This window comes from Micromonospora sp. WMMA1949 (genome assembly GCF_027460145.1).
Classification (GTDB): Bacteria; Actinomycetota; Actinomycetes; order Mycobacteriales; family Micromonosporaceae; genus Micromonospora.
Genome location: NZ_JAPZBG010000001.1, coordinates 3,243,296 through 3,255,527 on the forward strand (window position 1 = coordinate 3,243,296; position 12,232 = coordinate 3,255,527).

General features: G+C 72.9%; 12 protein-coding genes. 6 read left to right on the forward strand and 6 right to left on the reverse strand.

Annotated elements, in window-relative coordinates; all coding sequences use genetic code 11:
- The first annotated feature begins 10 nt into the window (after window positions 1-10).
- Window positions 11-1,009, forward strand: coding sequence for a LacI family DNA-binding transcriptional regulator (locus O7607_RS15355; RefSeq protein ID WP_269703911.1), 999 nt, complete (start codon window positions 11-13; stop codon window positions 1,007-1,009).
- 144 nt (window positions 1,010-1,153) lie between these two features.
- Here the strand turns inward: O7607_RS15355 and O7607_RS15360 are convergent, their stop codons facing one another.
- From O7607_RS15360 to O7607_RS15370, 3 genes are all read right to left on the reverse strand, one after another.
- On the reverse strand, window positions 1,154-1,879 hold the full coding sequence (locus O7607_RS15360; RefSeq protein ID WP_269703912.1) for a BON domain-containing class I SAM-dependent methyltransferase: 726 nt from the start codon (window positions 1,877-1,879) through the stop codon (window positions 1,154-1,156).
- Between the two features lie 814 nt (window positions 1,880-2,693).
- On the reverse strand, window positions 2,694-3,011 hold the full coding sequence (locus O7607_RS15365) for a hypothetical protein (RefSeq protein ID WP_269703913.1): 318 nt from the start codon (window positions 3,009-3,011) through the stop codon (window positions 2,694-2,696).
- 38 nt (window positions 3,012-3,049) lie between these two features.
- On the reverse strand, window positions 3,050-4,687 hold the full coding sequence (locus O7607_RS15370; RefSeq protein ID WP_269703914.1) for an ABC-F family ATP-binding cassette domain-containing protein: 1,638 nt from the start codon (window positions 4,685-4,687) through the stop codon (window positions 3,050-3,052).
- A gap of 85 nt (window positions 4,688-4,772) precedes the next feature.
- Here O7607_RS15370 and O7607_RS15375 point away from each other — a divergent pair, with 85 nt between their 5' ends.
- The 3 genes from O7607_RS15375 (at window position 4,773) to O7607_RS15385 (ending at window position 6,309) form a co-directional block, all read left to right on the forward strand.
- Window positions 4,773-5,543, forward strand: coding sequence for an ROK family protein (locus O7607_RS15375; RefSeq protein ID WP_269703915.1), 771 nt, complete (start codon window positions 4,773-4,775; stop codon window positions 5,541-5,543).
- 89 nt (window positions 5,544-5,632) lie between these two features.
- On the forward strand, window positions 5,633-5,995 hold the full coding sequence (locus tag O7607_RS15380; RefSeq protein WP_018787684.1) for a tetratricopeptide repeat protein: 363 nt from the start codon (window positions 5,633-5,635) through the stop codon (window positions 5,993-5,995).
- Window positions 5,996-6,054: 59 nt separating this feature from the next.
- A complete protein-coding gene (locus O7607_RS15385) occupies window positions 6,055-6,309 on the forward strand; it encodes a Smr/MutS family protein (RefSeq protein ID WP_013288724.1) in 255 nt (84 codons plus the stop codon).
- 4 nt (window positions 6,310-6,313) lie between these two features.
- Here the strand turns inward: O7607_RS15385 and O7607_RS15390 are convergent, their stop codons facing one another.
- Window positions 6,314-6,862 carry a YciI family protein gene (locus O7607_RS15390; RefSeq protein ID WP_269703916.1) on the reverse strand — a complete coding sequence of 183 codons (549 nt, stop codon included), beginning with the start codon at window positions 6,860-6,862 and terminating at the stop codon, window positions 6,314-6,316.
- A gap of 109 nt (window positions 6,863-6,971) precedes the next feature.
- Window positions 6,972-7,322 (reverse strand): winged helix-turn-helix transcriptional regulator, encoded by a 351-nt coding sequence (locus tag O7607_RS15395; protein ID WP_013475175.1) that lies wholly within the window; start codon window positions 7,320-7,322, stop codon window positions 6,972-6,974.
- Window positions 7,323-7,351: 29 nt separating this feature from the next.
- Between O7607_RS15395 and O7607_RS15400 the strand changes: the two genes are divergently transcribed.
- Window positions 7,352-8,236 (forward strand): NAD(P)-dependent oxidoreductase, encoded by an 885-nt coding sequence (locus O7607_RS15400; RefSeq protein ID WP_269703917.1) that lies wholly within the window; start codon window positions 7,352-7,354, stop codon window positions 8,234-8,236.
- A gap of 99 nt (window positions 8,237-8,335) precedes the next feature.
- On the opposite strand, the gene O7607_RS15405 is transcribed toward O7607_RS15400, so the two are convergent.
- Window positions 8,336-10,714, reverse strand: a complete 2,379-nt coding sequence (locus O7607_RS15405; RefSeq protein WP_269703918.1) for a M28 family peptidase — start codon at window positions 10,712-10,714, stop codon at window positions 8,336-8,338.
- A 311-nt stretch (window positions 10,715-11,025) separates the two neighbouring features.
- On the opposite strand from O7607_RS15405, the gene O7607_RS15410 reads away from it, so the two are divergent.
- Complete coding sequence (locus O7607_RS15410) at window positions 11,026-12,219, forward strand: PP2C family protein-serine/threonine phosphatase (RefSeq protein WP_269703919.1); 1,194 nt, start codon at window positions 11,026-11,028, stop codon at window positions 12,217-12,219.
- The last annotated feature ends 13 nt before the right edge of the window (window positions 12,220-12,232 follow it).

Below are 12,232 nucleotides of genomic sequence, written 5' to 3' on the forward strand. Positions count from 1 at the left end.
AGGAAGTGCAGTGCGGCACAGGCTCAAGGACGTCGCGGAGCGGGCCGGAGTGTCGGTGAAGACCGTCTCCAACGTCGTCAACGGCTACCAGCACGTGCGCGCCGACACGCGGGCCCGGGTCGAGGAGGCCATCGCCGCGCTGAACTACCGGCCCAACCTGTCGGCCCGCAACCTGCGCAAGGGGCGTACCGGGGTGATCGCCCTGGCCGTGCCCGAGCTGGACATCCCCTACTTCGCCGAACTGGCCCGGCACGTCGTCACCGCCGCCGCCGACCAGGGCTGGACCGTCCTCATCGACCAGACCGGCGGCGGCTCCGAGCAGGAACGCAAGGCCGCCAGCGGCATCGGCGACCACATGATCGACGGCCTGATCCTGAGCCCGCTCGCACTCACCGCCGACGACCTCGCCGCGCTGGCCGGCCTGCCCATGGTGCTGCTGGGCGAGCGGGTCGACCACGGCCCCGCCGACCACGTCATGATCGACAACGTGGCCGCCGCCCGGGAGATCACCGCCCACCTGATCGGGCTCGGCCGCCGCCGGATCGCCGCGATCGGCTCCCAGCGCACCCCCGAGGGCGCCAGCGCCCGGCTCCGCCTGGCCGGCTACACCGCCGCGCTGACCGAGGCCGGCATCGCCTACGACGACCGCCTGGTGGCGCCCGCGCCGGCCTGGCACCGCGCGGACGGCGCCGCCGCCATGCGGCACCTGCTCACCACGGGGGTACGCCCCGACGCCGTCTTCTGCTTCAACGACACGCTCGCGCTCGGCGCGTTGCGTGCCCTGCACGAGATGGGCCTGCGCGTGCCCGAGGACGTCGCGGTGGCCGGCTTCGACGACATCGAGGACGGTCGCTTCTCGATCCCGACGCTGACCACGGTCGCCCCGGACAAGGAACGCATCGCCCGTCTCGCGGTCGAGTTGCTGGCGGGCCGCCTGGGCCCCGACCGCGACGCCCCACCGCGCGAGCTGGTGGCCCCCCACCACCTGGCCCTCCGCGAATCCGCCTAGCTCTCCCTCTGGCCCTCCTTGGCCCCTCCTTAGCCGCGTCGATCATGAAGTTGACGGCGATGTCGATCTCCTGGAGTGCCGCCAACTTCATGATCGACGGGGTGGGTGCGGGGTGGGTCCGGGTGGGTTCGGCCCGGTCGGGGGTCAGTCGAAGAAGCGGGCCAGATGGGACGCGGGCGGGGCGGGCGCATCCGGGGGCAGGGGAGTGAGGTCGGCGAAGATTGACGCGCCGTCGCAGCCGACGTGCAGCGGATACCAGCGCGGCGTACCCGGTGGACGCTGACCGCAGATGCCCTTGAACGTCTGCACGTCCAGCAGGCGTACGTGGGTAGGGTCGGCCACCGCGTTCACGTGCCGCCACCAGGGGCTCATCACGTGCAGGGCGCCACCCGGACGCAGCACCCGGTGGCACTCGTCGAACAGCGGCAGGAAGTCGATCAGGTGCTCGACGATGTGCACCGCGAAGAAGACGTCCACCGAGTCGTCGCGCAGCGGCAGCGAGCCGGCCAGGTTGGCGACCGCGTTCACCCCCGGTGCCGGATAGATGTCCAGCCCCAGGTTGCCCGGCCACTGCTTGGTGGCACCGCAGCCCAGGTCGACCACCACCGGCGCCCGCCCGGCCACGGTGACCCGGCACCAGACCCCGAGTACGCCGGACAGCCGGCCGATCAGCTCCCGTACCAGCCGTAGCTGATCCGCATCTGCGACCTCACCGGTCAGGTGCGCCACCCCCCGGTCGAAGCGCACCTCGACCGCCGTTCCGCGCAGCCGCTCGTCGTGCCGGACCATGTCGGCCCACGCCTCGGCGAGAAAGCCGTCGGTCTGCCGGAGTCGCTCACCCGCAAGCGCGGTCTGCCCCATCGCCACCATGCGCCACCTCCGGCGGCCCGTTACCCCCATTTCGCCCCCATATGCCCCCGGCAGCACGCCCCCCTCCACCGCGCGGGCGCAGGCGCCGCCGACCCGGGGCCCGGCAGCCGCCCTCCCCGCCCAGCCGCCCTCGTCGCCCCCGCCGCCCCTGCCCTCGCTCCGCCCGGTCCGCGCTCCGCCCTCGCCCCGCCCGGCCCTCCCGGCCCGCCCTCGCTCCGCCCGGTCCGCGCCCCGCCCGACCCGCCCGCGCTCCGCCCGGTCCGCGCTCCGCCCGCCCCCGGCCCGCGCCCGCCCCCGGCCCGCGCCCGCCCCCGGCCCGCCCGCCCCACCGCACCCAGCCATCCGCCCCGCCTGTCGCCGGTGATCAAGGAGTTTCTGTCACCGGACGACCCCTCGATGACACAAACTCCTTGATCACCGGACTGCACCTGAGATCTTGGAAGATTTCGGCCCCTATGGGGGCACTTTCCTTCCAAGATCTCCCGCGGCTCGGGACGCGGCGCTGATCAAGGAGTTGGTGCTGGCACCAGCGGCGTGGATGGACCCAAACTCCTTGATCGGGCGAGGGGCCACCCGGACCCACCTCGTTGATCAAGGAGTTTGTGTCTTTGTGGGCCCCGGATCGGACACAAACTCCTTGATCACGGCCGGTCTCGGGTCGGGTTGTGCGCGGAGATGGCGGGGGCCTGGCTGCGCCCGTCGATCATGGAGTTGTGGCCGGGGCAAAGCTCCCGAAAGGGGCATGCTAGGGGCCGCAACTGCAAGATCAGCGGGGTGAGGGCGCGGGGTGAGGGCGCGGGGTGAAGAGAGAGGGTCAGGGGGAGAGGGTTCGGCGGACTGTGCGGGAGCTCCGCATGCGCTGGCGGGGCTGGGCGGCAGTCGTCTTCGGGCGCTTGAGGTGGTAGCGGTGCAACTCGTTGTTGCCCGGCAGCGACGGGTCCTCGCTCATCGCGACCAGTTCCCAGCCCTGGTCACCGGCCCGGTTCAGGTGGGCCAGCGCGGTGTCGCCGTACGGCGTCACGTCGATCATGGAGCCGTCCGGGCCGTACCAGATGAAAACGACCTCCCACCCGGTGTCGGTGGTGGCGGCCTGGCGGCGGCGGACCAGCAGCGCGTACTCCCACTTGAGCATGCGCTCATTGTGGACCCGCGCGGGCGACTCGGCACGGATCAGTGTTCGGCGATCCGTCCGTCCGCGACGCGCAGCCGCCGGTTCACGCTCACCGCGTCGAGCATCCGCCGGTCGTGGGTCACCAGCAGCAGCGTTCCCGGGTAGCTCGCCAGCGCCGACTCGAGCTGCTCGATCGCGGCCAGGTCGAGGTGGTTCGTCGGTTCGTCGAGCACGAGCAGGTTCACGCCGCGCCCCTGGAGCAGGGCCAGCGCGGCCCGGGTCCGCTCGCCGGGGGACAGCGTCGCCGCCGGGCGCAGCACGTGGTCGGCGCGCAGCCCGAACTTCGCCAGCAGCGTCCGCACGTCCGCCGGGGCGAGATCGGGTACGGCGGCGCCGAACGCGTCGAGCAGCGGCTGGTCGCCGAGGAACAGTCCCCGGGCCTGGTCGACCTCGCCGACCACCACACCCGGGCCGAGCGCGGCGTGCCCCTCGTCCAGTGGCAGCCGGCCCAGCAGCGCGGCGAGCAGGGTGCTCTTGCCGGAGCCGTTCGCCCCGGTGATCGCCACCCGGTCGGCCCAGTCGATCTGCAGGTCCACCGGGCCGAGCGTGAAGCCGCCACGGCGTACCACTGCTCCTCGGAGCGAGGCCACGACGGCGCCGGCGCGGGGCGCGGCGGCGATCTCCATCCGCAGCTCCCACTCCTTGCGCGGCTCCTCGACCACCTCCAGCCGCTCGATCAGCCGGGCGGTCTGCTTGGCCTTCGCGGCCTGCTTCTCGGTCGACTCGGCGCGGAACTTGCGCCCGACCTTGTCGTTGTCGGTGGCCTTGCGGCGGGCGTTCTTGACGCCCTTCTCCATCCACGCCCGCTGGGTGCGGGCGCGCGCCTCCAGGTCGGCCTTCGTGTCGGCGTACTCCTCGTACTCCTCGCGGGCGTGCCGGCGCGCCACCTCCCGCTCCTCCAGGTAGGCCGCGTAGCCACCGCCGTAGTGGTTGACCTGCCGCTGGTGCAGGTCCAGCTCCACGATCCGGGTGACGGTGCGGGTGAGGAACTCGCGGTCGTGGCTGACCACCACGGTGCCGGCGCGCAGGCCGGTGACGAAGCGTTCCAGCCGGTCCAGCCCGGCCAGGTCGAGGTCGTTGGTGGGCTCGTCCAGCAGGAAGACGTCGTACCGGCTGAGCAGCAGCGACGCCAGCCCGGCGCGGGCGGCCTGCCCGCCGGACAGGCCGGTCATCGGATGGTCCAGGCCGACGTCGAGACCCAGCTCCGCGGCCACCTGCGCGGCCCGCTCGTCCAGATCCGCGCCGCCGAGGTCGAGCCAACGTTCCAGAGCGTTCGCGTACGCGTCGTCGGCGCCCGCCGCCCCGGCGGTGAGCGCCTCGGTGGCGGCGTCCAGCGCGGCCTGCTCGGCGGTCACCCCGGTGCGCCGGGCCAGGAACTCCCGGACCGTCTCGCCGGGCCGGCGCTCCGGCTCCTGCGGCAGGTAGCCGACGGTCGCCGTGGGCGGGCTCAGCGAGACCGAGCCCTGCTCGCGGGGGACAAGACCGGCGAGGGTACGCAGCAGCGTGGACTTGCCCGCGCCGTTGACCCCGACCAGACCCACCACGTCGCCGGGCGCGACGACCAGGTCGAGGTCTTCGAAGAGGAGGCGGTCACCGTGGCCGGCGGTGAGGTCCTTGGCGATCAACGTGGCGCTCATCAGGTGATCGAGCCTACCGGCGGGCGCATCCGGATTACCGTGACCCGCGCTTGCGGCGGCACCGATCTGAGGGAGACTCACAGCCGTGGTGACCACACTGGCGATCGACTGCGGTGGCGGCGGGATCAAGGCCTCCGTACTGGATGCCGCCGGAACCATGCGCGCCCGGCCGCTGCGCGTGCCCACGCCGTACCCGTTGCCGCCCGGCCTGTTCGTCAAGACGCTGCTGGATCTCGGCGCCCGCCTGCCCACGGCGGACCGGCTCACCGTCGGCATGCCCGGCATGATCCGGCACGGCGTCGTGGTGGCGACGCCGCACTACGTGACCCGGTCCGGGCCGCGCAGCCGCGTCGACCCCGAGCTGCTGGCCGAGTGGTCCGGCTACGACGCGCGCACCGCGCTGGCCGAGGCGTTCGGCGTGCCGGCGCTGGTGCTCAACGACGCCGAGGTGCACGGCGCGGGCGTGGTCGCCGGGACCGGCTGCGAACTGGTGCTGACGCTCGGCACCGGGCTGGGCAGCGCGTTGTTCGACGGTGGGACGCTGGCGCCGCACCTGGAGCTGTCGCACGCGCCGGTGCGCTGGAACACCACCTACGACACGTACGTGGGGGAGCCGGAACGGCGGCGCCTCGGCGACGCGTTCTGGTCCCGGCGGATCCGGCAGGTGGTGGACGGCCTGCGGCCGGTGTTCCGCTGGGACCGGCTGTATCTCGGCGGCGGCAACTCCCGGCTGATCCGGCCCGAGCAGGTGGCCCGGATGGGCGACGACGTGGTGATCGTCCCCAACACTGCCGGAATCGTCGGTGGTGTCCGGGCCTGGGACCTGATCGGCGGCCGGTACGACCCGACCACCTGATCTTTCGCCCCGCAGGAACACTCGCGCTCGCGCCGGTGTTGTGCCAGCGTCGGACCAAGGGCCTGGCGCGACACGAGGAGGTGGGTCGAGTGGATCTTCTGGCGGAGTACCGGCGGGCGACCATGTTCTTCGAAGCGGGTGACCCGACCGGAGCGGCCCGGCTGCTCGAACCGATCATCGAGGCCGAGCCGGACAACTCCTCGGTCCGGCAGCTGCTGGCCCGCGCGTACTTCCAGTCGGCCCAGCTCAACCGGGCCGAGGAGCAGTTGCGCGAGCTGGTCGACCGCGACCCGAGCGACCACTACGCGCACCACGTGCTCGGCCGCACGCTGGAGCGGATGAACCGGCCGGTGGACGCGCTGCGGCACCTGCGCATCGCGGCCGCGATGTACTCGACGAACACCGACTACGCCACCGCGCTGCGCCGGGTGGAGGGCAAAGTCGGTCGTTGACCGATGACGCGGAAGGGCAGCCCGGGCGGGCTGCCCTTCCGCGTACCTAGGATGGGACCGTGAAGCTCAAGCTCGACCTCCACGACATCTACAACAAGGGCCACGACATCGATCGTGCGCTGCGCGGGATCATGGACGAGGCGGTGGCGAAGAAGGCCACGCTCGTGGAGATCATCCCGGGCAAGGGGTCGGGCGCGCTGAAGAAGAAGGTGCTGCGCTTCCTCGACCAGAAGGACGTGAAGCAGCTCTACCACCGGGTCGAGAAGGACTCGAAGAACTTCGGCCGGCTGTTCGTCCACTTCCGCTGGAAGTAGCCGGTCACGCTGGGCGTCCCCCGAACACCCAGTTGTGCACCTCGACCTCGGCGTACCGGTCGGCGGTCAGCACGGCGCGTGCCTCGTCCGGCCCGGCCGCCCGTACCAGCGCCGCCGTCCCCACCCACGTCCCGCCGTCGTCGGACAGCAGTGGCCCGTACGCGATCAGCTCGTCCTGCCACTGCGGCAGCACCGGACCGGCGCCCTGCTCCGGACCGAGCCCGAGCACCAGGTAGCGGTTGCCACCGGTCCGGCCCCCGGGGAACTCCCACATGGTGCGGCCCAGCATGTTCCGCCACCGCCGCAGCATCACGTCCCGGTACGCGCCGGCCTGGTAGTTGGGCTCGTCGAAGGCGAAAGCCCGGGCGGCCGCCGGGTCGGGCAGGCTCAGGATGTGCACGCTGCCGGTCGGTGAACCGTCGTCGGCGAGGGTCGGGCCGCGCGCGATCATCTGCTCCGCGTGCCGGTCCATGTAGGACCAGTGTTCCTCGATCAGCTCCTGGCGCAGAGGTGCCGAGCCGAGCCGATCGCGGTGGTAGCAGAAGAACTCCATGGCCCGAGTCTCGCCGTCGATCAACAGGCGTAGCCACTTTTTTGTGGGTACTTGTCGGCGTGCGCGACGGCGACGAACCTGGTTGTGGGTGGAGGCGAAAAGGGGCAGGTCAGGAGGCGGTGCGGGCTTCGGCGAGTTTGTCCAGGCGGCGGTGGCCCCAGTCGGAGAGGGGAGCCAGCGCCTCGGCCAGTTCGCGGCCGAAAGTGGTGAGCGAGTACTCGGTCTTCAACGGCAGCACCTCGTACGCCTCCCGGTGCACCAGGCCGTCGCCCTCCATCTCCCGTAACGCCTGAGTCAGCACCTTTTCGGTGAGGCCCGGAAGCTGCCGGCGCAGCTCTCCGGGGCGGCGCGGGCCGGATTCCAGCAGCCAGAGCAGGGCTGTCTTCCACTTGCCGTCGATCACGGCGATCGCGGCCGTCACTCCACAGACGTTCAGATCCTGGGCCCGGCTGCGCGTCATCTGCGTCCCGTTCGACAAGAGGAGTCTGCGTGAACACCAATCCCGACAAGTCTGTCACGGTGCTCGGTCTGGGACCGATGGGTCGTGCGCTGGCCGGCGCCTTCCTGAGCGCCGGAGTGCCCACGACGGTCTGGAACCGCACGCCGGGCAAGGACCCTGAGCTGGTCGAGCGGGGCGCGACAAGCGCACGGACCGCCGAAGAGGCGGTCGCCGCGAGCGAACTGACTGTGGTCTGCGTGGTGAACTACGACGCGTCGGACGCGATCCTGCGACGCGACGCCGTGACCGCCGCGCTCGAAGGGCGAACGGTCGTCAGCCTGACGGCCGACACCCCGGACCGGGTCCGCGACACCGCACGATGGGCGGCCGGACACGGCATCCGGTATCTGGACGGCGCGATCATGACGCCGACCACCACTATCGGCACCCCGGACGCGGTGCTCATCTACAGCGGTCCGGCCGGCCTTTACCAGGAGCACCAGCCGGTGCTCGACGCGCTGGGCGGTACCCACACCCACCTCGGCGAGGAGATCGGGCGCGCGGCGGCGTACGACATCGCGCTGCTCGACATCTTCTGGACCGCGATGGCGGGTTACGCGCACGCGCTGGCGGTGGCGAAGGCGGAAGGCGTGACGGCCCGGGAACTCGCGCCGTTCGCCACTGGCATCGCCGCGATCCTGCCGCCCATCTTCGAGGAGGGCGCGGCGGAGATGGACACGGGCAGCTTCCCCGGAGACGGCAACCCGATCACCTCCGCCGTGTCGTCCATGGCGCACATCGTCCACACGTCCGAGGCGCACGGCATCGACGCCGGAGTGATGCGTGCGGTCGAAGGCATGGCCCGCCGGGCCGTCGGGCTGGGCCACGGCGCGGACGGTTTCCTGCGGGTCGCCGAGGTGCTGGGGCGGCGCTGACCCACAGCCAGTACGCCGAAGTGGCGGCATCCCGGCGTGGGGATACCGCCACTTCGGCGAGGTGGTGTCGATCAAGCGGCTGTGTCGATCAAGCGGCGGTCAGAGCGGGTACGTGCGCGCCACCGCCAGCATCTCCGAACTGTGCGACCCGACCACGCCCACACCCTCCGGCCGGGGCCGGAACCCGGGCACGGAGGACAGCCCGTCACTGGCGTCCATCGCCCGCACCGAAACGGCACCGCCCCGGGGCACGAGCGTCAGCGTGACCTCGACACCCTCCGGCGGCGGGGCGTGGAACACGACCCCGAACCCCCACTTGCCGTCGGCCGGCTCGACCGGCACGTCCCGTCCGGCCACCGATGCGGACCGCACGGTGGCGGTGCTGGTGTCGACGTGCAGCGTGAGCAGGCGTACCTGCCGCTGCGGCACCACCCGTACCCGCAGCACGCGCTGGTCACCGGTGCGGGTGTCGGAGAGCAGCTCCACCTTCGGCGCGGGCAGGGGCGCGGCGGTGGCCGAGCCGCCGCGCAGCTCGGTGGGGCCGAGCCCGGGGAAGTCGTCGGCGATCGAGACCGTGCCGTCGACGTAGCCGTCGGTCCACGGCTGCGGCTTCTCCTCCCGGGTGAGCCAGGCCGCTTTCCCGGTGCCCGCGTCCAGCGCGTACATCAGGTGGGTCGGCACGGGATGTGCGGCGTCGAAGCGGTCCACGGCGAGGCCGACCCCGGCGAGCACCACCGCCGCCAGCGCGGCGGCCGCGGCGGGCAGCGCGCCGAGCCGGCGTGCGCGCAGCGCGAGCAGGCCGCGCTGGCCGCCGGCCCGGGGGTGCAGCAGGTCCACCACCGGGAGTACGGCGAGACCGAGCAGCACCGCGACGAGCGCGGCTACCGCGCCCATGCCCATGCCCAACGCGGGGAACAACAGCACCACCGGAGGCAGCAGGATCACCACCGCGACCGCGGCGGCGAGCGTCACCGCGACCACCGGCCACGGTCCGTCGCGCCGGGTGGCGAGCGCCACGAAACCGGCGAGCGCGCCGACCAGCGCCGGCAGTGTCGTCAGGTACGCCCCACCGGGCACCGCCACGGCGAGCAGCACACCGAACACGGCGAGCCAGGCCAGCCCGCCGAACGCCAGCGCGGCCGGGCCGACCCGGCGGCGCAGCAGCGCGTACCAGCAGAACAGCACGGCGGCGGAGAGTGCCACGACGGCGAGCCGGTACCAGCCCGGGCGGTACGGGTCGAGCAGTTCGGCGTACCCGGGTCGGATCGTGGTGATCGCGGCCCAGAGCAGCCACGCGCCCAGCGGGGCCACGACGACCGGCAGCAGGGTCAGGCCGAAGCCGGCGGCGAGCGTGCCGGCGGTGGCCCGCCCCCGGCGGCGCAGGAGCCAGCCGAGCGCGCCGACGGCGAGCAGCGCGACCACCGCGAGCGGCAGCGTCAGCCAGCCGGGGTAGCGCACCAGCCCGCCGAGCACCGGGAAGTAGGTGTCGTCGTGGCCGGCGCGCAGGTCGCCCAGGTCGGTACGGCCGAACTCACGGGCCAGGCCGAGCGCGTTGTCGCCGTGCATCTGGAGGCTGCCCCGGTCGACCCGGGCCGGCACGTCCAGCGGGGTGTGATAGATCGCGCCGCCGTCGATGTAGGCGGAGTTCAGCCCGACGAACTTCCGGTCCAGGAACGCGGTGAAGTCGGTGTCGTTCGGCAGCGCCCGGTAGATCTCCACCGCGAACGACGTGCCCACCGGGTGCGGCGCGGCCCTGCCGAAGATCTCCACCAGCTTCGCGTTGTTCCGGGACGTCTCGAACATGATCACCGGGCCGGTGGAGCCACGCGCCTCCAGGTTGAGCACGACGCCGCCGTCGCGGGCGAGCGGATGGTCGCCGGCGAACCCGGCGGCCCCGCACAGGCACGCCTCCTCCGCGTCGGTGAGCACGAAGACGATGTCGTTGCGGGGGCGCGGGCCGGTGGTGAGCGCCCGCGCGACCTCCAGGATCGTGGCGGTGCCGGCGGCGTCGTCGTTGCCACCCGGCCCGGTCTGCACCGAGTCGTAGTGCGAGACCAGGAACACCTTCCCGGTCGGGTCGGTGCCGGGCAGGCGGGCCACCACGTTGCGGACCCGGGCCAGCGTGGCCCCGCCCGCCGCGCCGGACAGCTGCCCGGCCTCGGGCGCCACCGCGTCCTGCACCTCGGTCTGCAGGCCCAGCCCGCGCAGCGTCGTCACCAGATGCTCGCGTACCCGGTCGTTGGCGGCGCTGCCCGCCACGTGCGGCTCGGCCGCGATCACCTCGACATTCCGGAAGGCCCGGGCGGCGCTGAACTCGCCCTCGGGCGCGTCCGCCGGGGCCGGCGCCGGGGTGGAGAGGCCGGCCAGGACGCCCGCCCCGACGGCGAGCAGCGCGACGAGCGCGGCGACGGCGGCGATCGGCCGCCGGCGGGGCCGGGTGAACGCGCGGTCGGCGGGGCGGGTGGGGGGTGCGCCCACGGGGACTCCTCGGGGTGGATCTACGGGGTGGGGATCATCCTGCACCCCCGAGGGCTGCGGCGGCAGTCCTCGGTCGGTGCGCTGCGGGCGTGACAGCGCTCCCGGCGTAACATCGTCTGTCGACCGCGCCGCTGTGGAAGTGGATCGGTCACACGCTCCGCCGCGCCGGTGTCGGTCGCGTTGTGTGCGACTGTTGTCTGAGTCAGGATCAGCAGGGCATTCGGAAGGAGCCCGACATCACCAGCGAACTCCCGCGTCTCGCGGCGGTTACCCGACCGCAGCGGGGTTCCGGCGCGTCGGGTGCCGTCCGCGTGCCGTCGGCCGGGGCGGGGCTGCACGGCGGCGTACCGCCGGGCGAGCGGCTGCGGGTGCTGCTGGTCGAGGACGACGAAGGCGACGCCTTCCTGGTCGGCGAGCTGCTCGCCGAGACCAACTCGATGATCGACCTGCTGGTGGCCACCAGCCTCAGCGAGGCCCGGCAGCGGGTGATGGGCGTCGACTGCGTCCTGCTCGACCTGGGCCTGCCCGACGCGCAGGGCCTGGACGGGCTGCGCCGGGTGCTGGAGATGGCCAGCGGTGCGGCGGTCTGCGTACTGACCGGCCGCTCGGACGAGCACCTGGGCATCGTCGCGGTCGCCGAGGGCGCGCAGGACTACCTGGTCAAGGGCCAGGTCGACGGCGTCCTGCTGACCCGGGCACTGCGGTACGCGGTGGAGCGCAAGCGGGCCGACGAGAACGCCCGCCGGCTGCGTGAGGTGGAGCTGCGCCAGGCCGAGTCCGCCCGCCTGGAACGCGGCCTGCTGCCGCAGCCGCTGATGACCACCGACGAGGTGTCGGTGCACACGTTCTACCGGCCCGGCCGGCACGCCGCGCTGATCGGCGGCGACTTCTACGACGTGGTGCAGACCCGGCCGGACCGGATCGATTTCATCGTCGGCGACGTCTGCGGGCACGGCGTGGACGAGGCGGCGCTCGGCGTCGAACTGCGCGTGGCCTGGCGGGCCCTGGTGCTGGCCGGGGTGCCGGACGACGAAGTGCTGCCCGCGCTGGAGCAGGTGCTGATGAGCGAGCGCCGCCTCCAGGAGATCTTCGCGACGGTGGCCACCACCCGGCTCGACCTGGCGTCGGCACGGGCCACCGTGCGGCTCGCCGGTCACCCGCCGCCGCTGCTGCTCAGCGGCGGGAAGGTCGCGCCGGTACCGGCCAAGGGCGGGTTGCTGCTGGGCGTACGGCCGCGCCGCCCGGTCGCCTTCGACCTGGAGTTCGACACCGACGACTGGTCCCTGCTGATGTACACCGACGGCCTGATCGAGGGCCGGGTGGACGGCGGTGACGAACGCCTCGACGTGCCGGGCCTGACGGGGCTGCTCGACGACCCGGCGAACCGGGCGGTGCCGCTGGCCGAGCTGCCCGCCTGGCTGGTCGGGCGGGCCGAGCAGATAAACGGCGGCCCGCTGGCCGACGACGTGGCGATGTTGCTGGTGACCCGCGGTAGCGGTCGGTGAGCGTGAGCGCGAA